14 protein-coding genes and 1 pseudogene are annotated in these 19333 nt (G+C 39.7%); 9 read left to right on the top strand and 6 right to left on the bottom strand.

The genetic code is table 11. From position 1 onward, the window contains the following. Positions 1-208 precede the first annotated feature (208 nt). Positions 209-517, top strand: a complete 309-nt coding sequence (locus tag QU01_RS07330) for a type II toxin-antitoxin system antitoxin (RefSeq protein WP_033761879.1) — start codon at positions 209-211, stop codon at positions 515-517. Then, positions 504-776 carry an HP0892 family type II toxin-antitoxin system mRNA interferase toxin gene (locus tag QU01_RS07335; RefSeq protein WP_033761877.1) on the top strand — a complete coding sequence of 91 codons (273 nt, stop codon included), beginning with the start codon at positions 504-506 and terminating at the stop codon, positions 774-776. The genes QU01_RS07330 and QU01_RS07335 overlap by 14 nt, the downstream gene beginning before the upstream one ends. A 104-nt stretch (positions 777-880) precedes the next feature. On the opposite strand, the gene QU01_RS07340 is transcribed toward QU01_RS07335, so the two are convergent. Continuing rightward, positions 881-1405: an acyl-CoA thioesterase gene (locus QU01_RS07340; RefSeq protein ID WP_001135611.1), complete on the bottom strand. Its 525-nt coding sequence runs from the start codon at positions 1403-1405 to the stop codon at positions 881-883. Between the two features lie 139 nt (positions 1406-1544). Between QU01_RS07340 and QU01_RS07345 the strand changes: the two genes are divergently transcribed. From QU01_RS07345 to QU01_RS07355, 3 genes are read left to right on the top strand one after another with little or no spacing between them, the layout of a single operon-like run. Further along, positions 1545-2399, top strand: a complete 855-nt coding sequence (locus tag QU01_RS07345; protein WP_033761875.1) for an SDR family oxidoreductase — start codon at positions 1545-1547, stop codon at positions 2397-2399. Further along, positions 2392-3372 carry a FecCD family ABC transporter permease gene (locus QU01_RS07350; protein ID WP_000921458.1) on the top strand — a complete coding sequence of 327 codons (981 nt, stop codon included), beginning with the start codon at positions 2392-2394 and terminating at the stop codon, positions 3370-3372. Before QU01_RS07345 ends, QU01_RS07350 begins: the two co-directional genes overlap by 8 nt. After that, entirely contained in the window at positions 3372-4139 is a 768-nt protein-coding gene (locus QU01_RS07355; protein ID WP_000242357.1) for an ABC transporter ATP-binding protein, read from the top strand. The genes QU01_RS07350 and QU01_RS07355 overlap by 1 nt, the downstream gene beginning before the upstream one ends. A 72-nt stretch (positions 4140-4211) precedes the next feature. On the opposite strand, the gene QU01_RS07360 is transcribed toward QU01_RS07355, so the two are convergent. The 3 genes from QU01_RS07360 to murJ all read right to left on the bottom strand — a co-directional run bounded on the left by QU01_RS07360 (position 4212) and on the right by murJ (position 11232). Then, positions 4212-8150, bottom strand: coding sequence for a vacuolating cytotoxin autotransporter (locus tag QU01_RS07360; RefSeq protein WP_033761873.1), 3939 nt, complete (start codon positions 8148-8150; stop codon positions 4212-4214). A 223-nt stretch (positions 8151-8373) separates the two neighbouring features. Next, the gene (gene cysS / locus QU01_RS07365; RefSeq protein ID WP_033761871.1) at positions 8374-9771 is read right to left on the bottom strand and encodes a cysteine--tRNA ligase; all 1398 of its coding nucleotides are present in this window, start codon (positions 9769-9771) and stop codon (positions 8374-8376) included. Next, positions 9772-11232, bottom strand: a complete 1461-nt coding sequence (gene murJ, locus QU01_RS07370; protein ID WP_033761868.1) for a murein biosynthesis integral membrane protein MurJ — start codon at positions 11230-11232, stop codon at positions 9772-9774. Positions 11233-11324: 92 nt separating this feature from the next. Here murJ and QU01_RS07375 point away from each other — a divergent pair, with 92 nt between their 5' ends. The 3 genes and pseudogenes from QU01_RS07375 to QU01_RS07385 form a co-directional block, all read left to right on the top strand. Next, entirely contained in the window at positions 11325-13169 is a 1845-nt protein-coding gene (locus QU01_RS07375) for a hypothetical protein (protein WP_033761865.1), read from the top strand. Between the two features lie 25 nt (positions 13170-13194). Further along, positions 13195-13746 carry a Holliday junction branch migration protein RuvA gene (ruvA, locus tag QU01_RS07380; protein ID WP_033761863.1) on the top strand — a complete coding sequence of 184 codons (552 nt, stop codon included), beginning with the start codon at positions 13195-13197 and terminating at the stop codon, positions 13744-13746. Positions 13747-13780: 34 nt separating this feature from the next. Beyond that, a pseudogene (locus QU01_RS07385) lies at positions 13781-14507 on the top strand (DUF3519 domain-containing protein); the annotation flags it as partial. Positions 14508-15579: 1072 nt separating this feature from the next. On the opposite strand, the gene QU01_RS07390 reads toward QU01_RS07385, so the two are convergent. Beyond that, positions 15580-16311 carry an NYN domain-containing protein gene (locus QU01_RS07390; RefSeq protein ID WP_000646774.1) on the bottom strand — a complete coding sequence of 244 codons (732 nt, stop codon included), beginning with the start codon at positions 16309-16311 and terminating at the stop codon, positions 15580-15582. 131 nt (positions 16312-16442) lie between these two features. Between QU01_RS07390 and ruvC the strand changes: the two genes are divergently transcribed. Beyond that, positions 16443-16916 (top strand): crossover junction endodeoxyribonuclease RuvC, encoded by a 474-nt coding sequence (ruvC, locus tag QU01_RS07395; protein WP_001221179.1) that lies wholly within the window; start codon positions 16443-16445, stop codon positions 16914-16916. On the opposite strand, the gene QU01_RS07400 is transcribed toward ruvC, so the two are convergent. Continuing rightward, positions 16917-19292 carry a TonB-dependent receptor gene (locus tag QU01_RS07400; protein ID WP_033761861.1) on the bottom strand — a complete coding sequence of 792 codons (2376 nt, stop codon included), beginning with the start codon at positions 19290-19292 and terminating at the stop codon, positions 16917-16919. Positions 19293-19333 lie beyond the last annotated feature (41 nt).

Genomic DNA, 19333 nt, shown 5'->3' on the forward strand with positions numbered 1-19333 from the left:
TTATAAAATCAAATCTAAAACGATTATTTTTCACTCACAAAACTTTTATTTTTTTAAACTTTTTTAAAATTTTTTACTAACAGATCTTTTAATTTTTTCATTAACTTCCCAATCCGCTTTTCAATCTTTAAGTTTTGATTTCTAGCCTTTTTAATCCCGCTCTATCGCTTGCGCTATAATGAGCTGATATTTTAAAAAAGGAATAAGCATGCCTAACACCACCAACAAAGATTACACAAAATACAGCCAAAGACAGCTTTTTAGTTTTTTAAATTCTATCAAGACCAAGCAAAAAAGAGCGTTAGAAAAATTGAAGGAAATCCAAGCTCAAAAACAAAGGATTAAAAAAGCACTCCAATTTAAAGCGCTCCATTTAACCGAAAACGGATACACCATAGAAGAAGAGCGAGAAATCTTAGCAAGGGCTAAAGATACCAAGAACCACTTTTGTTTTAAAAGCATAGAGGATTTTAAGAAGCATTGTGAAAACTTAAGATTTAAAAATGCTGACGATTGAAACCAGTAAAAAATTTGATAAGGATCTTAAAATTCTTGTTAAAAACGGGTTTGATTTAAAGCTTTTGTATAAAGTGGTTGGAAATTTAGCCAAAGAGCAACCCCTAGAACCCAAATACAAAGACCACCCACTCAAAGGCACTTTAAAAGATTTTAGGGAATGCCACCTACAACCGGATTTATTGCTTGTCTATCAAATTAAAAAACAAGAAAACACCCTCTTTTTAGTAAGACTAGGCAGTCATAGCGAGTTGTTTTAAATTATCCACACAATTTATAACGCTTAAACCAAATCGCTCAAACCAACTACCCCTTTTTAGGGGTAAAATTTAGGGTTAAAACACCGCTTATGCTTTTTGGCTTTTTAAACACCCTCGTGTTTCCCGCTTTTTAAATACCCTCGTGTGCGCATTTCTTTACGCTTCAAAGCCCCTTCATAACGGCGGATTTCAACTTCTGTTTTAGGCTCGTATTTAGGCATGGGGGTGGATTTGCCATTTTCCACAGCCACCATGGTGAAATAGCATGAATTGGTGTGCGTGATTTCACGAGTTTTAATATCTTCGCTCAAAACCTTAATCCCCACTTCGCAAGAAGTGTTGCCCACATAATTGATGCTGGCTAAAAAAGTGAGCAAATTCCCTACAGGAATGGGGTATTTAAAAGTAACCCCATCCACGCTTAAAGTGACCGTTCCTTTAGCGCAATAACGAGTCGAACACACATAAGCCACTTTATCCAATAAATTCAATAATTCCCCCCCATGCATGACATTGTTGAAATTAGCGGTTGTAGGCACGACTAAATAGCTCATCAATAATTTAGTGCGATCCGCTGTGTCTATAGTAAAATCAAAATGATTGGAATGCGATGATTGTATTTGAGGCATTGCTTCTCCTTAATTAAAATTGGTGTTAAAAATGTCTTTTGTAAAAAACATTCCAAGAACTATATATTAGTCAAAATTAAGTAATATTAAGTGAATATTAGAGGAATTATAAAAATAATAAGAGAGTTGGCGTTAGATAATGGGCGTTGGAGAGAAAAAAGAAAGCCAAAAGGTGGCAATTATCACCGGGGCGAGTTCTGGGATTGGGTTGGAGTGCGCGTTAATGCTACTAGATCAAGGGTATAAAGTCTATGCACTCTCTAGGCATGCGACTTTGTGCGTGGCGTTAAACCATGCGTTGTGTGAGTGTGTTGATATTGATGTGAGCGATTCTAACGCTTTAAAAGAAGTGTTTTTAAACATCAGCGCTAAAGAAGATCATTGCGATGTTTTGATCAACTCTGCTGGTTATGGGGTGTTTGGGAGCGTGGAAGACACGCCCATTGAAGAGGTTAAAAAGCAATTTGGCGTGAATTTTTTCGCCCTTTGTGAAGTGGTGCAGTTTTGTTTGCCCTTATTGAAAAACAAGCCCTATTCTAAGATTTTCAATCTTTCTTCCATAGCGGGGCGTGTGAGCATGCTCTTTTTAGGCCATTACAGCGCGAGTAAGCATGCCTTAGAGGCTTATAGCGACGCTTTGCGTTTAGAGCTTAAACCCTTTAACGTTCAAGTGTGTTTGATTGAGCCAGGCCCGGTGAAAAGCAACTGGGAAAAAACCGCTTTTTCAGTTGAGAATTTTGAGAATGAAAACGGCCTTTATGCCTTAGAGGTAAATGCGGCTAAAACTTTTTATGCGAGCGTGTATCAAAAAGCCCTAAGCGCTAAAGCCGTGGCGCAAAAAATCGTTTTTCTTAGCATGAGTCAAAAAGTCAAGGCCCGCTATTTGATCGGCTTAAAAACCCAATTGTTGTTAGCGTTGTATCGAATCCTCCCGAGTAGTTGGTATGATTCTTTGTTCAGATTAATCGTTCTTAAAAGGAAGCGTGATGCTTAAAACCTATCATATTGCATTAGCTTGCGTGATTTTAGCGGTGGTGGTGCTGTTGTTTGGAGGGGAGTCCTTGAGTTTGGAAGAATGGCAAGAAGTGTGCCTGAATGTGAAAAACCACTTTTTGCACAATGAAGAACTGAGCTCTTTAAGTATTATTATTTTAGAAATACGACTACCACGAGTGATCTTAGCGCTTTTAGTGGGAGCGAGTTTGTCTGGGAGTGGGGTGGTGATGCAAACGATTTTTAGAAACCCCTTAGTCGATCCTTTTTTATTAGGGATTTCTAGCGGAGCGATGCTAGGCGTGGCGATGGCGATAGCGGTAGTGGAGTCTAACATTGCGATTTTGGCGTTCTTTGGGGCGATTTTAGCCAGCCTTGCTGTTTTGGCGATGAATAGGGTTTTGGGTAATTCCGTCCTTTCGTTGGTGCTTTCAGGGGTGGTGTTGAGCGCGTTTTTAAGCGCACTCGCTGGAGCGATAAAATTCTTTGTGATCCCCCAAAAAGCGCAAGCGATTGTCGTGTGGCTTTTAGGGAGCTTGTCTTTGAGCAGTTATAAGGATTGTTTGATCGCTTTCATAGGGCTATCTTTGGGCTTTATCCCGCTCTTTTTGTTAAGGTGGCGCATCAATTTATTGAGCTTGAGCGATGCGCAAAGTTTGAGTTTGGGGATTAATCCCGTGCTGTTGCGATCGCTTTGTTTGGTGTGCGTGAGCGTGGCGAGCGCTTTAGCGGTGAGCGTGTCCGGCACGATTGGCTGGATTGGGTTAGTCATTCCGCATGTGGCGAGATTGTTTTTTGGGGCGAATTTACAAAAACTGCTTTTAAGCTCTTTGTTAATGGGGGCGTTTTTCTTGCTTTTAGCGGATGTGGTGGCTAAAACCATTACCCCCTATGATTTACCGGTAGGCATTGCGACAAGCGTTTTAGGAGCGCCTTTTTTCTTGTGGCTTTTATTCAGGACTAGGGGGGTGTGATGGTCTTAGAAGTTAAAAACCTGTCCTTTAAATATTCTCAAAAACTCATTTTAGACAAATTGAGTTTTAGCGTGCCAAAAAACAGCATCACCAGCATTTTAGCGCCTAATGGCTCGGGTAAAACCACGCTTTTAAAATGCCTTTTAGGGCTTTTAAAGCCTTTAGAAGAAACCGAAATTAAAGCGTGTAACAAAGATATTTTACCCTTAAAGCCTTATGAAAAAGCTAAACTAATCGCTTATATCCCTCAAGTGGAATATTATGCGTTTAATTTCAGCGTGCTAGATTTTGTCTTAATGGGGAAAGCGACGCATTTGAATCTGTTCGCTATGCCTAAAGCCAAGCACATTAAAGAAGCCACTAGCGTTTTAGAGCGCTTGGATTTAGAGTCCTTAAAAGATCAAGGCATTAACGATTTGTCCGGCGGTCAAAGGCAAATGGTGCTTTTAGCCAGAAGTTTGTTGCAAAGAACGCCTTTATTGTTACTGGATGAGCCTACGAGCGCGTTAGATTTAAAAAACCAAGCCCTTTTTTTTGATGCGATTAAAGATGAGATGAAAAAGCGAGAATTGAGCGTTTTAGTCAATATCCATGATCCGAATTTGGTTGCCAGACACTCCACGCATGTGGTCATGCTCAAAGATAAAAAACTTTTTTTGCAAGCTTCCACACAAATCGCTATGACTTCACACAATTTAAGCACGCTCTATGACACGCCTTTAGAAGCGATCTGGCATGATAACAAGCTTGTCGTGTATGCGTTGTAGGGGTTAGATGTTTTGTAAGATTTCAAACCCATGCTTTGAGCATGGGTTTAAGAGCGGTATTTAGAGCGGTATTTAGAAGCTATATCTCATTCCTAAATTGGAAGCGAAATGGCCTATATTGGAAATCAAATTGTGCCCATAAATAAAGCCCAAATTCAAAAACACTTCTTTAGCCAATTGCAATTCCCCACCCATCATCACTCTGGCATGGGTGTTTAAAGGGTTGCGAGCGGCATTCACTTTAAAGGTGTTTAAAGATGCGGCGTTATTAGAGCCAACATGAGCAAACTCTTGTAAAACTCCAGCGTTCATATAGAAGTATGAAGTGTCCCCATAATAATAGCGCGCTTCCACATTAGCGCTAGCGTTGAATAGATGCTGACTGCTAGAGCCATTACTCAAAGCCACTTGATTGCTGTTGCTTTTAAAGTTGGTTGAACCTAAATGGTTATAGCTCACGCCCACGCTTGGTTTTAACACCAAAGCGTTCCTAAAAAACGCGAAGTCATAACCATAGCTCGCTCTTGTTGCAGCACTATAGGCTAAGTAATGATAGCTTTGATTCAAATCTTGTAATAGAGCGCTTTTGAAATTCAAGCTTGATTGATCACTCCCTAGCGCCCCTTGAGCTTCAAAGTCAAATTCATGCTGGTTAGCAAAGATACGGCTATACACGCCAAAATTAGTGTTATTGGCCCCAGAGTTAAGAGAGTTCGCTTGATTGCTAAAAGAGCTATAACCATAGCTTCCAAAACCGCCCACAATGGCTTCCACTTGCCCGTTAAGGTAAGCATCTACGCCGGCGCTTGTGCCATACAATGAAGCGTTGCCGCCATTATTCAAGCTCGTTCCCCCAATAGCGTTAGCCCAAACATTGGTAGGTTTTTCATATTTAGGGGCAAATTGATACAACACTTCCGCCGCGCTTTCTAAAGAAGCGAATCTTTGGTCTTTTAAAGCTTGTAAGCGCTTAGCGAACGAGTTAATATTGTTGGTGTGCCTTCTAGAGAGATTGACTAAACGAGAATTTAAAATCATCGCATTACTCAAGCTCAAAGTTTGTAAGCCGCTTGTCTTATGCTCTAAACTGGCTATGTTGTTTAAAGTGGTAGTGGCCGTATTCAATTGCTTGGTGATTTCATTAGCGCTTGTAGCATCAATCATGGTTCTGGCATAACCCGCATCATGGCTATCAATCAATAAGGTTTGCAAGAGATCCCTGCCTTGCGCGCCTGAGTTAGCATAAAGCGTGTCAATATCTTTAGAGCGGTTAGCCAATTCAAACACGCTTTCAATGGTGCCAAAGTCATGTTTATTGATAGCGACTAAATTAGGAGTAGCGCTATAACGAGCGAAAGGAGCGTTCTTTATGAGAGCGTAGCTAGCGAAACGCGCGTTGTTAGTGGTGTTGGTGGGTAAATTTGTGGTATCGGTGGTGCTGTTAGTAGGCGTAGAATTGTTGCCTAAATTAACAGCGATTGTGGTGTTGTTAGCCGTTTTATTGATCCCTGTATTTTTCCATGCCTTACCTTCAAGATACTTGTAATTTTCAGGGTTATTCACCATGCTTTGATTGCCGATAGCCATCCCGCATGCTTTAATATCATCGGTATTATTTTTTCGCACCACACAAATATCCATGCGGTTGTTGTTGTTATAAAGGGCTAGGCGCTCTTTGAATTGCTCTTGCAGATTGGTATTGCTTGCAGAAATATTGTCATAACTAGCGCCTTGCACTCCCACTAAATTATAATCAATGTTTCGCGCCCTCACTAAAACATGTTCTTTATTTTTAGTGAGGTTTTGAGCGTTATTGATCTTAATGAGCGGTTTGTAAAACCCGGTCGCGCTATCCACTAAATTATTAAACATCATGCTTGCTTGATGGCCTGCATTCAAGGTCGCCACACGCCCATCTTGGACAAAAAGATTCATCGTGCCTTGATTATTGGTGAAATGCCCTTGAATGGTTAAATCCAAATCCTTACCATAATCCATGCTCGCATTACTATTTAGGGTTAGGTTATTAAACATAAGCCCTGTTTTGCCGGCAATGTTTCCTGGGGCTCCAAAAAGAATTCTCTTGTTGATTTCAACATCGGTAACATTCCTAGCGTCAAAATAATTCCAAGGGGCATGGTAAAGCTCATCTATAACCAATTTTTTACCGCTTTTAAAAGTAACGCCCCCAGAATAGGCCGGGCTATATCCCGTTTGCAAACTAACGACACCAATGCGAGACTTATCGCCTATATTTTCGCCAAAAATAGTGTATTGCCCAAAACTTTGAACTCGGGTTGTAACCACCAATTCCTTAATGTCAAAGTTTTTAATGTTCACATTAGTGGCAGATGTAGTGAGCTTGTTGATATTGACTTTATCTGTAACACCGCTCAAATCCAAAGCACTAGTGTTTAGCCCATTATCGCTCTTTGTGGCATCAATATTTTTAAAATGAGCGCTATGGCCATTCACTCTTAAATTCGTGGATTTTCCCAGATAAACATTGCCATTAAAATAAGCTGTATGAGCATCCACTCTTAAATTCACCGCTTTTCCCAGATGGATATCGTTATTGAAAGTGGCTGTGGCGTTGTTGGTGTCTTCACCAGCCTTAAATTCAAAATTCGCGCTTGATCCTGCCACAGCAGCACCGCCCACTTGATTATTCACTCTTAAAGTCCCCTCAACGGTGATATTCCCGGTTAGATTTTCCACTAAAAGAGAGCGCCCGCTCGCTTGATTGGACAGATTGACACCGCCTTCGCCAATATGCAAATGAGCCGCATTCGTGCTTAGAGAAGCTTTAAACCCTCCCGCTCTAATCGTACCATCGGCTTTAGTGTTTAAGTGGAAAATATTCACAACCGTGTCTTTGCCGCCCGCAAAAGGCCCATCAATGACTTGCGTGGGTTGAATTTCTGTTTTTTGTGTGTCATTTTTAGGGTTATTTTGAGAAGGAGTATCTTTAGTTTTACTCTCATAACCGCCTTCTGGAGGGGTGATAATGCTTAAGCCGGCGCTTTGCCACAAATCCAGTGTGCCAATATTAGTCTTTTTATTAGCGATAATGCCCGCTTGAGCGGCGTTTTGATCACCCACAGCGAGATGGCGGAAATTCATTTCCCCTTGAACTTTTGAAGTGTTGATTGTGCTGTATGAAGGGGCTAAATACGCTCCCACGTATTGCAAACGGCCCATCCACACTTTCCCATAGAGATCAACGCTCTGATTTGAGCTTGAAACCAAATTGAGCGTGGCGCCATCATAAAGAGAAATTTCAGCGTTTTCACGGCTCGTGATTTTTTCTGAACTTTTCAAAGTCAAAACCGTAGAGCTGGCTTTCCTCCCGGCTCCAGAACCCACACGATTGTTGATTTCTACAAAATTATCAATTAAGATATTTTTAGCGTCAAAATTCACCCTCGTGGTGCGATCAGCGCTATCTTTAAAGCTTGTGAAAGAATTGCCATTGAATTGGCCCAAACGCAAAGTGGCTTTTTGCATATTGACATCCAAATCCCCACCAGTAAAGTTGATAAGCCCTGAAAGGTTATAAGTCCCTACAGCGTTTTGCATATCCACTTCAAGTTTGTTCCATTGCCCGTCTTTGACCCAATAATGCCTAGCGGCATTCCCCCAGTCCCAACCTCCATCAATCTTACTGGATAAAAGAGATTTGTATAAGTCGTATTGCTTGTGGGGGAAATTATCAAAGCCTCTGCCTGCTTGAATGCGCCAAACTTTATCGGGTTTGTCTGGGGCTTTATTGGCTTGTTCGGCTTGTTTGAGCCCCCAGCTAAGAAGCCCTGAAACTGTTCCTACAGCAGCGCCTGTAGCGATACCCCCAACAATGGCTGGAATGATCACGGTTGTGAAAAAGACGCGACTCTCGCTGTGTATGGGATCATTTGGAGTGTTAGCCCCTAGTTCGGTGCCCATTAACACCCCCACTAGAGCGAGAGAGATAATAGGGCGATTGATTTTGCGGTGTGTTTGTTGTATTTCCATTTTCTTTCCTTTCTTTTTGTAAAACGATTTTTGCACAAAGGGTGCGACTTTAGACTAGAAAATTTCTGTTGCATTTACGATTAAGGTTATAAATATATAGTATCTACAACCAATGTTCAATTTTTATTAAGTTAAGATAAATGAATATAAAACCCATAGGATTAAAAAGTAAAATTGCTGAAATTTTGGGCTAGAATGTGTAAAAAGGTAAAATGGGAGGCGTTTAAAAAAGCTTCTCCCAAATCGTGCCTTGTGGGGTGTCCATCAAAGCGATTTTGTGGTTTAAAAGCTCTTCTCTGATGCGATCGGCTTTTAAAAAATCTTTTTGTTCTTTGGCGCGTTTTCTTTCTTCTATCTTGTTTTCAATTTCTTGTTTTTCGCTTTCACTCACGCCTAATTGGAAATACGCGCTAGGGTCTTTAAACCCGATGCCAAGCAGTTCTTCTATGAATTTCAGATTCGCTAAAATTTCGCCTTTCAAAGCCTTGTTTTTAGGGTTTTGATCTAGTTTTTCATTCGTAGAAGAAAGCATGCTTTCTAAAACGCTCAACGCTTTAGAAATATTTAAATCATCTTGCATGCATTCTAAAATTTCTTTTTTAAAATTTGGGTTTATTCCTCCCAAAGTCCCTAAAACGCGCTGTTTCAAGCGATAGATTTTATCCAAGCGTTTTTTACTCACTAACAAGTCTTCTTCATTGAAATTCAAAACAGAGCGGTAATGCACCCCCAATAAATAATTGCGCAAAATCTCGCCATCATAGTTTTTCAAGGCGTCTTTAATGAAAAAACTATTCCCTAAACTTTTAGACATTTTTTCGTTATTGATATTCACAAAGCCATTGTGCATCCAGTATTTGGCGATCTCCACGCCAAAGGCGCAACGGGTTTGGCACGCTTCATTTTCATGGTGGGGGAATAACAAATCCGCTCCGCCTGCATGGATGTCAATTTGATAAGGGGTGTTAGTGAGCGCTAAAGTTTTAAAAATCATGCTAGAGCATTCTATATGCCAGCCAGGGCGTCCTTTGCCTAAAGGACTATCAAAGCCCACATCATTATCCCCCTTATAGCTTTTCCATAGCACAAAATCCTGTTCAAGCCGTTTTTCTTGCACCAAACCAATACGGCCAAATTCAACGCTGCTATTATGCACGCTCAAAGAGCCGTAATCTTTATCCTTGCTCGTGTCTAAATAAATATCCCCATTAGAAACTCTATAAGCGATATTTTTTTCTAAAAGCGTTTCAATCATGCCCACCATAGCGTCTAAATACTCGCTCGCTTTAGGCTCTAAGCTGGGTTTTTTTACGTTCAAAGCGTTCAAATCCCTCGTGTAAGATTCAATATAAATGCTGCTTAGTTCTTGAATGCTTTTGTTTTCTTTTAGGGCTTTGTTGATGATTTTATCGTCAATATCCGTGAAATTCCTTACTAACACCACTTCATAGCCGCTCAACTCAAGCGTGCGCCTTAACAAATCAAAAGCAATCGCGCTCCTGGCATGCCCTAAATGAGCGTCATCATACACCGTAGGCCCGCACACATAAATATTCGCCTTATTTTTAACTAAAGGCTCAAAAAGGACTTTTTGTTTTGATTTGGTATCATAAATAAACATTTAAAAACCTTGAAAATAATAAAATAAATATAAATGTGTAACCCACGATTTGAACGCTAAGAGTAATAAGATTTCCACGCAAGCGAGGAAAAGGATTACAAGCCATGATTTTAAATTCTTGATTATACCCAAGAATAATTGAAAGCCAAACGCTTTTATCGTTAAAACAAATAAAAATAACCCGCTCAAACTATTCGCTAACGCCAAACCCAAAACCCCTAACAAAGGCATTAAACTCAAAGAAGCCGCTAAACCTAAAAAAAGCGAAATTAAAGAGATTTTAGCCGCTTTTTTTTGTTCTAATTTCGCATAAAGCCACAAAGAAAAGAGTTTAGTTAGCCCAAAAGGGAGCAAGCCTAAAAGATAGAGCGAAAAGACTTGCGAAGTGATTAAGGTGTCTTTAGGGCTAAATTGCCCCCTTTCAAATAAAAGCTCGGTGATTTCTTTGCTTAACATTATCCCCCCAATGCTGCAAAGAAGCAAAACCCCCACCAAAAAAAACCACGCCTTTTGCAAGCGTTGTAAGATTAAATCCTGCTGGTTGTTTTTAAGCGCGATCGCAATGCTGGGGAAAAGAGCTGTGGATATAGCGATAGCAAATAAAGCTAAAGGGAGCTGGAAAACTCTATTAGCGTAATACAAATAAGACACGCTCCCACTCGCTAAAAAAGAGGCGATCGTGGTGTCTAAAAAAGAAGCGATCTGAGCGCTAGAATTGCCTAAGACGCTGGGGAGGAATTGCTTGAAAAACGCTTTTAGATCCTTTTTAGCCCTATTCAAACGATACTCTTTTTTGTTTGCGTTTTTGGTCTTAAAGCTCAACAACCCTTTAAATAATAAATTCCATAAGCCTAATTTCACTAAAGGATAAAAGTGCAATAAAATTTGAGCCACGCCCCCTAAAAGCACGCCATAGCTCAAATAATACAACACTTCTAAATGCGATTTGTCTTTAGAAAACAAAAGGGCTGAAATCATGCATAAATTGAGCAAGCTTGCGCTATAAGCGCTGGCAAAAAAGCTGTGTTTGTATTGCAAAAGCGTGCCTAAAAAGGTGGTGATAAACACCAATAAAAGATACCAAAAATTGATCGCTACAATAGGGGCGCACAGTTTGAGCGTTTCTTCATCAAAGCCGTAAGCTAGGAGTTTGGTGAGCCATAAGGGATTTAATGCCACCAATAAGCACCACATGAATAAAACGCCACAAAAAATAAGCCCCACCAAACTCGCAAAACTCCCTTTAATGGAGCTTCGTATGAAGCTTGGTAAAAAGCTTTGAGAAAAAGAGCCCTCCGCAAAAATACGCCTAAATAGATTGGGCAATTTGAAAGCCACAAAGAAAATATCGCTATACACCCCAGCCCCTAGAATATTAGCCATCATCAAATCCCGTAAAAAGCCAAAAATCCTAGAGCATAAAATCCCTAAGCTGTTGGTTAAAAATATTTTTTTTAGCATACTAGTTGTATTTATTACCTAATTTTCAGTGTTTTTTTGTTAGCATATTTCTTTTTTCAAATTCTTATATTATACCATTTAAGGATTAAAAAATGAGCTTGGAGCATTTTGCCCCTATAAAAGTTGAGCGGTGCAAAGACATTCAAAAAGAATTAAAAAAAGCGGCCGCTGAAAATAGATTGCAAACAGAAGATCTATGGTTTGAGATTTTAAAAACTTCTATTTTTATCAAAAACAGCGCTAAAGACGATTTTAGCGAGGCTTTTGGTGGGGAATTGCAACAATTAGAAGAAGATGAATACTATGAAAAAAAAGAGCTAACCCTTTATCAAACCCACGACATTAAAATCAAATCAAACGCTTATAAACGCTTTTTTGAAGTAAAAGTGGATGAAGATTTAAGCAAAATAGAAATTATTTTAGACGAGTGTTTTATTGTCCTAGACACTGAAGAGCATTACCAAGAAATGTTTGCGTATATTAAAGAGCGTTTGGCTTTTGAAGGCGTGGTGTTTAGGCATTTTTCACAAATGTATGAAAATTTAAAAACAGAATTGAGAAAATATCAAAAAGAAACCCAAAATAAGCGCTTTATTTTATACGCTTCTTCAACCTTTATCCCTAATGTAGAAGAACAATCCCATTTTTTATTAGAAGAAGAATACCTTCCAACGCATACCATTTTTTTAAGCGATCAAGAAGAATCGTTTGTTAAAGAAAATTACTATATCGCTAAAGAAAATCAAAAAGTCGCTTGCGTGAATTACCCCAAGCAAGGCAGAGACGGCCGTAACCTTAAAGGCCTTTATATTGAATTGCCTAAAGTTGCTCATTCGCCCACCCCTATAGGGCATGACAAAAACGCTTTTGAAGAAAGAGAAGAAAATAACGCCTTAGTGTATTACTCCAAAGCCTTACAAGGGGTTAAAATGGAAAAAGGGCGTTTGGTTTCTAAGCAAAATTTTATTTTCAAAAACGGAATCAAGTCCATTGAAACGCCTAATCTTTTAGGGGGAGTGGAGAGCGGGTTAGCTTTAGAGATTCAAGCTAAAGACGAATTGAGCGATGCGATTGATTCTAACCTCATTTTAGAAGCGAGCGTAATTAACATTAAGGGCAATGTGGGTAAGAATGTGATCTTAGTGGCTAAAGAAATTACTATAGAGGGGCAAATCCACCCTGAAAGCTATGTCTATGCCAATAAAGCGCGCATCACTAACCATAAGGGCGTGTGCTACGCTAAAGAGTTTGAGTGCAAGTATTTAGAGCGCGCCAAAGTGTATGCCAATAGCGTTAAAGTGGAAGCGAGCGCGGGGAGCGTGGTCTATGCGAAAGAAATCGCTTTAGAAAAGCTTAAAAGCGATAACAAGCTGTATTTTTCCAAGCAATGTTTGATTGATGAGGTGGATGGCAATGGCAACCGCTTTATTTTTTACGCTTTTGGGGGGCGAGAAAACCAAGAAGAATTGAAGATCGCTAAACAAAAACTCAATGCGTTAGGGTTAAAATCCAAAAAAATCATCGCTCAGCACCAGTCCTTAAACCATTTAGTCAAAAACCATCAAGCCATCATGGAAAAGCTTAAAAACGCCACTGAAGAAATCAAACGATCTTTAATGCAACAAGAAAGCGTGAAAGACGCTTATAGCGAGTTTGTGTTTGCTTTAAAGCGTTTGAAAATCTTAAAAGCCCAAATGCTAGAATTGCAAAAAATCAATAACGAATGTTACGCTAAACTCATCAGCATAGAAAACAGCTTCCAGCATGCAAGCATTACGACTAAAAACCCTTTCAAGCAAGAAAATATCGTGATCTACCATCGCAATTACCCTAAAGTGAGCAATTTAAGTGCCATGTTAAGCCATAATGAAAGCGTGAACGTGATCTATGAAGATCATAAAATCAAAAAAATCCCTAAAAGCGCTATAAAAGGCTAAAACAAGAGATAAAAAAGGGATAAAAATGATAGTGGGTTTGATAGGGGTTGTGGAAAAAATCTCCGCTTTAGAAGCGCATATAGAAGTGCAAGGGGTTGTTTATGGGGTGCAAGTTTCTATGCGAACGGCTGCTTTGCTTCAAGTGGGTCAAAAGGCGCGTTTGAAAATCTTACAAGTGATCAAAGAAGATGCGCATCTTTTATACGGGTTTTTAGAAGAGAGCGAAAAAATCCTCTTTGAAAGGCTTTTAAAAATCAATGGGGTAGGGGGGCGTATCGCTTTAGCCATTCTTTCAAGCTTTTCGCCGAATGAATTTGAAAGCATTATCGCCACTAAAGAAGTCAAAAGACTCCAGCAAGTCCCAGGCATTGGCAAAAAGCTCGCTGATAAGATCATGGTGGATTTGATTGGCTTTTTCATTCAAGATGAAAATAAACCCGCACGCAATGAAGTCTTTTTAGCCCTAGAGAGTTTGGGCTTTAAAAGCACCGAAATCAACCAAGTCTTAAAAACCCTAAAACCCAATCTCAGCATAGAAGTAGCGATTAAAGAAGCCTTGCAACAACTGCGCTCTTAAAAAAAGTTTTTTAGTATCCGCTCGCTAAAAACCTAGTAAGAATTTAGAATTAAGCGCAAAAATCACACTTTAGCAACAACACGCTTAAAATCATTGAAGAGCTTAATAATGGCGTCAAACAAGCGAGCGAAGAAATCAAAGAAAAGGCTACTAAATACGAAAAAGCCTTACAAGAATTACAAAAGATTGATGAAAGCAAGCTTACTAAAGAACAGCAACAAGTTTTAAAGGTGTTTAAGGGAGAATTAGATCAAACAGAAATCAAAGGAATAGATTTAAACGACCTTTATATCCTAGAACAAGGCACAAGGCATGCGGGAGCTAAAAAGATTTTAGTTAAACATTATGGAGCAGAAAGCACCGGAGGGCTAACGAACGACGAGCTAATCAACATGAGCGAAGTTATCAAAAACGCCAATGTGTTATTAGAGAGTTTTGAAAGGCTTAAAAATGGGTTTAGATACGGCTATGAATGGGAGAATAACGGCGTAAAGCTTAGGTTAGTAGTAGATGATTTAAATAATGGAAATAAGATTTTTGATTTTTATAGCGATAGGAATTTTAAAGATTTTAGGGATGCCAGGCCACAACCTAGCACCTCAAAGGATAACGGAACACAACCCATTACCCTTAATGAACCTAATCCTACCCAAAAACCGCTAAATAGTCAAGAGGATTTATTAAAAACAAGCGAGAATTTAAACGAAACCACACCAAAACCTACCAATTTAAGCCCGCTAGAACAAGCCAACGCAAAAAAGTATGAATTAATACTAAAAACGAAGCATAAAACGAAATTATAAGGATAGTGTAGCCCATAGAAAAACATTAGCAAAATCTCAGAATAGCGATTGACCATCAGTTATGAGCTGAGTGCTAGACATATTTGATAAAGCTAATGGGTTTTGAAACTTTAACATAAAAAATTAAACACAAGGAGTAAGGAATGAAAAGCATTAAAAAGCCTCACCTTGACCATACACAAGCCCTTTCGTCTTATGTGTCAGGGTCTCTTGGCACACTTAAAAAGTGTTTTTATGGGTTAGAAATATTCTCTAACCCATTGATTGATATTACAACAAAAAGATCTAACAAGTCAAGGGGTAAAAAATGAATTAATCTTAAAAATGATGTATCAATCAAAGCTTTAATACAAGACACCAAACTCTCTAAGGGGCAACCATAGGTTGAGTTCCTATAGCGATGTCTGTAAGGATGCTACCATAAAACCCCAACAAAGTCAAATAACGACCTAAATCTTTTCAAGGAGAACGCAAGGAGAATAAATGAAAAACAAAAAACGATGTTAAAGCAGAGATTGACAAGGCGGACATTATCCACTCTTTCATTCCGCAGGCAAGAACGCTTAAAGAATAAGCCGATGGAGTGGGCTTGCATTGAAACTATAAAACAAAAGCTTGAAAAAGTCAAGGAAGTCAGGAAATGAAAACTAACGAAGAGTATAGCTACCATCAAATCATAGAAGAAGCGAGAAGGATAATGGATAAGGCGAATCATTAAAGAGTGAGTGGGTTATTATAGGGTTTGAAAAGAAAGTAGGAAATCTTAGAGAACAAGCTAAGTTTATAGACCCTAGCTTAATTACAAAAGATGGGGAGCGTTTAGCTTCTTCTTTAAACTCTAATAACCCTAATCCTACCACAAAAGAATAAGTAAGGCAATAAACTACCCAAACTTACCCAGTCAGTATGAGAAAGATAAGCCTAAAACCCCTTTAAAAATTCTGGCTTTGTTCTAATCAAGCACCAATAATTGAGTTTTTAAAAAATGATTTTTTAAACTCTATAAAAATGAAATAACCCTTTTTATGGTTTAGTTTAAAGCCCAATTGGTTTTAGTGAGATTTTCTCTAATTGAAAAAAGCTTGTCTTTGACTTCGTTACTGCTCAATTTCCTCACTTTATCAGAATTGTATTTCAAATCCTGGCTAAGAAGAGATAATCTGTTAGACAAATCGGCAATATCCACCCTTAACCCCTCATCTCTGGCTAATTTGAGCGCAGGGATTAGATCCGTATCTTTTGAAAATATCAAAATCCTGTCAGCTATTTTTTTAAAAGCTATTCTTTGAATGTCAAGACCCATGAGCATATCCACCTGCTTTTGTTCCAATAACGCTCTATAACTCCCATCAAACTCCACCCTTATTGCGTTTAACTTAGTCCTCCCTAACCTCAATTCCACTTGATCCAATGAAGCCAGATCGTGTTGGAAATTTTCCACATCGCTATAAATCTTCTCCCATTTAGTCGCTTCACTGCTTTGTAAGATCTCTTCAATGTCGCTGCTTGTGAAGATTTTCATTTCTGTTCCCGGATTTTTTTCATTTTGGAGGGTGTCATTCCTCTTATCCCATAACGCATGTTCAAAATCAAAGGGTGGGGTGGTATAAAAGTAAATACGGCTGATCCATTCATCATCTAGTAAAAAAGCCCTGATAGTAACGATCACATCTAAAGCGATATTATAATTAACGCATTTTGTTTGTTTAATATCGCGCCTGAAATTCTCCCAATCCACTAGTATGATTGTGTTTGCTTTCATTTATTGCTCCCTTATTTATATGCTAAATTTTTTAAAAGTTCTTAATACAATCTTGTATTTTGTGCTAACAAGAAACATGGATATAATAATAGCGTTTTTTAAACCTTGCGATAAATAAACAGGAATGGTTGATGCGTATTTTAGGAATAGATCCGGGCAGTAGGAAATGCGGGTATGCTATCATTTCTCACACTTCTAACAAGCTTTCTTTAATCACAGCCGGGTTCATTAATATCACCACGACACGCTTGCAAGAACAAATCTTAGATTTGATAGAAGCTTTAGATTGCTTATTGGATCGTTACGAAGTCAATGAAGTAGCGATTGAAGATATTTTCTTTGGGTATAACCCAAAAAGCGTGATCAAGCTCGCGCAATTCAGGGGGGCGTTGTCCTTAAAGATTTTAGAAAGGATCGGTAATTTCAGCGAATACACGCCCCTACAAGTCAAAAAAGCCCTGACCGGTAACGGGAAAGCCGCTAAAGAGCAAGTGGCCTTTATGGTCAAACGCTTACTAAACATCACAAGCGAAATCAAGCCTTTGGATATTAGCGATGCGATAGCCGTTGCTATCACGCATGCGCAACGCTTAAAGCTCCACTAATCACCATTTGTAAGCCACTTCAAAACGCGCGTTAAACCCGGGCTCGGCGATCGCTCTTTTAACAGCGTCAGTGCCTGGCATATCCGGGCTCATGACATAAGGGCTTGTTTGATCCACATAGAATTTGTTGAAAACATTATTAAACACGGCTGAAAGCAGCAAACCTTTCCAGCGGCTTTTGGTTTTAGGGCTCCAATTGATATAAAAATTACTCACGCCATAGCCCGGTTTATGCATATGCACCAACCCTAATTGGGATCCGCATTTGGCTAAATCGGTAGGGGTTTTGGGTTTCTCAGCCGTCCCGTAATCAGGCAAGTAAATATCAAACCCGCAATAATCTAAACCGGTAACAAAGCGGCTAAGCCATGCAAGATTGATCCCTGTTTTGGGAATGGTGTAATCCAATTTAATGATAAAAACATTACCGGTGCTTGCGGCAAGCTCATAGCTGTCCGCCATTAAATACCCCCTAGTGGTGGGCCAAGTGCGCGAGATCCCTACATTCAAACTCACGCCCTTGTATCTAAAAGTCCCACCCACTTCATAGCCATAAATCCTAATCGCTTGATTTAAATTGGTTACAATCAAATTTTGCGCGTATTGGGAGATGAAATTATCCAAAGCTTGATAAAACGCCGCAGCCCTCCCGCTAAAATACTGGCTTGAATAATCAATATTAAATTCAGCGTTAGAGCCCACTTCAGGCTTGATGTTTTTAGCGTATCGCAAATCGTTTTGGCGCATATACACGCCATCTCCTGGCATAACCCCCCTTGTAACTTGAGAATAAGTGATTTTTAAAGATAAAGGCTCAATGGGGCTTATCACAAGAGCCGCGCTAGGGCTAAAGCCTTGAGTGTAGCGGTGGTTCCAGTCTTTATCATAAAGCGTGTAGGCATCCCACCTCACCCCGGCTCCAAAAGTGATGATTTTATGAGGTGCATAATTCGCTTGCACATAGCCTCCATAAATATTCCCGTTCGCTTTCCCTCTTTGGCATAAAGTAGGGTCATTGGGGTTATTATCCACAAGAGTGCAAGCGATTTGTTTTTGCCCTTTATCATCAGTATAGACTTGATTAGGTCTGTATAATTCTGATTTGGGGATACGAGCGTCAAAAACGCTTAAATTTTGGTAATTGAATCCGTATTCAAAAAGGCTGTCTGTGGCTTCATCAATCACATGCACGACTTTAAGGTTTAAGCCGGTGTTGTTTAAAAACAGATTCCTAGGCTGTGAGCTTGGTTTATCCACATCCAAAAAGCTTGGGGTGCAATACCCGCCTTCCACGCATGGGTAATTTTCTTTTTCCCATGCGCTCGCTAAAGAAGTGGGGAATTTAGCATAAACGCCATTAGGATCAAATAGGGGATCAAACTGAGCGTTTCTAATGCTTGTATAAAGGGTAAAATCCAATCGTGGATCGCCAAAAGAATTTCCCGCTTCCCTTTTGTATTGTAAGGAAAGATTGTTGGCGCTATCAATAGAGTGATACATGTATCTTGTGAAACTATCTAACACATTAGGACACCCTTGAGCGCCATCAGGGCTAAAAGGGGCTTCACAAGGATAGGCTAACCCTATAGCGTTACTCCTTAAAGGGCGTGTGGCGTTATCTCGTGTCATGTTCCAGCTGAAAGTGAGCGTATCCCTATCGCTCAAATAACCATTCATTTTAATCAAAGCGTTGTTTTGCTCGCTAGGAGTTCCTGGCTCTTTATCGGCTTGTGTGGGATGAAAAAGGTTTTTCATCGCTGTAGCGCCGCTTCTATAATAGAAGATGTTTTGGTGCGTGTAGTAAGCGATAATATCAAAATGCGCGCTTTTGTAAGCCGATCTGAAAGTCTCTCGATCGCCAAAATTGGTATAAAAACTCACCGCCCCACTGGCTGCATAATTTTTCCCCCTAGGGATAAAATCAGCCGCTCCTTTAGTCTCCATTTTAATCACGCCCGCAATCGCTCCTGGTCCTGCGCTCGCATTCGCCGCGCCTTTGGTAACTTCCACGCTTTTGAGCATGCCAGGATCAATCACGGTGTTGCCTTGGTGGTGGTAGATATTGCCATTTTGCGCAGCCCCATCCACCGTAACCCTTAAAAGCCTGTCTTCAACGCCTCTCACATAGATTTTCTGCCCCATCACGCTCCCTCCGCCCACATTCACATCAGGGTTAGTCCTAAACAAGTCTTTGACTTCATTGCTTTGGCGTTGATCCAGTTCTTTAGAAGTTACTTTAAACTCATTGTTGTAAGTGAAAATCCTTTTAGCTTGGGTGGTAACCTTATTTAAAGTCCGCTCTTCGCTATAGCAAGTCTCAGCGAGTAGGGGGAAACATAAAGCGTATCTAAGCTTTGGGTATGATCTTAAAAACATCCAACAATTCTCCTTAATCTAAAAATTCAAAAATAAAAATA

It is taken from the genome of Helicobacter pylori SA221C, from assembly GCF_000476855.1.
Classification (GTDB): Bacteria; Campylobacterota; Campylobacteria; order Campylobacterales; family Helicobacteraceae; genus Helicobacter; species Helicobacter pylori_DK.

Coding starts and splice junctions, on each gene's coding strand:
- QU01_RS07330 (WP_033761879.1), top strand. CDS start 209: ATGCCTAACACCACCAACAAAGATTACACAAAATACAGCCAAAGACAG.
- QU01_RS07335 (WP_033761877.1), top strand. CDS start 504: ATGCTGACGATTGAAACCAGTAAAAAATTTGATAAGGATCTTAAAATT.
- QU01_RS07340 (WP_001135611.1), bottom strand. CDS start 1,405: ATGCCTCAAATACAATCATCGCATTCCAATCATTTTGATTTTACTATA.
- QU01_RS07345 (WP_033761875.1), top strand. CDS start 1,545: ATGGGCGTTGGAGAGAAAAAAGAAAGCCAAAAGGTGGCAATTATCACC.
- QU01_RS07350 (WP_000921458.1), top strand. CDS start 2,392: ATGCTTAAAACCTATCATATTGCATTAGCTTGCGTGATTTTAGCGGTG.
- QU01_RS07355 (WP_000242357.1), top strand. CDS start 3,372: ATGGTCTTAGAAGTTAAAAACCTGTCCTTTAAATATTCTCAAAAACTC.
- QU01_RS07360 (WP_033761873.1), bottom strand. CDS start 8,150: ATGGAAATACAACAAACACACCGCAAAATCAATCGCCCTATTATCTCT.
- cysS (WP_033761871.1), bottom strand. CDS start 9,771: ATGTTTATTTATGATACCAAATCAAAACAAAAAGTCCTTTTTGAGCCT.
- murJ (WP_033761868.1), bottom strand. CDS start 11,232: ATGCTAAAAAAAATATTTTTAACCAACAGCTTAGGGATTTTATGCTCT.
- QU01_RS07375 (WP_033761865.1), top strand. CDS start 11,325: ATGAGCTTGGAGCATTTTGCCCCTATAAAAGTTGAGCGGTGCAAAGAC.
- ruvA (WP_033761863.1), top strand. CDS start 13,195: ATGATAGTGGGTTTGATAGGGGTTGTGGAAAAAATCTCCGCTTTAGAA.
- QU01_RS07390 (WP_000646774.1), bottom strand. CDS start 16,311: ATGAAAGCAAACACAATCATACTAGTGGATTGGGAGAATTTCAGGCGC.
- ruvC (WP_001221179.1), top strand. CDS start 16,443: ATGCGTATTTTAGGAATAGATCCGGGCAGTAGGAAATGCGGGTATGCT.
- QU01_RS07400 (WP_033761861.1), bottom strand. CDS start 19,292: ATGTTTTTAAGATCATACCCAAAGCTTAGATACGCTTTATGTTTCCCC.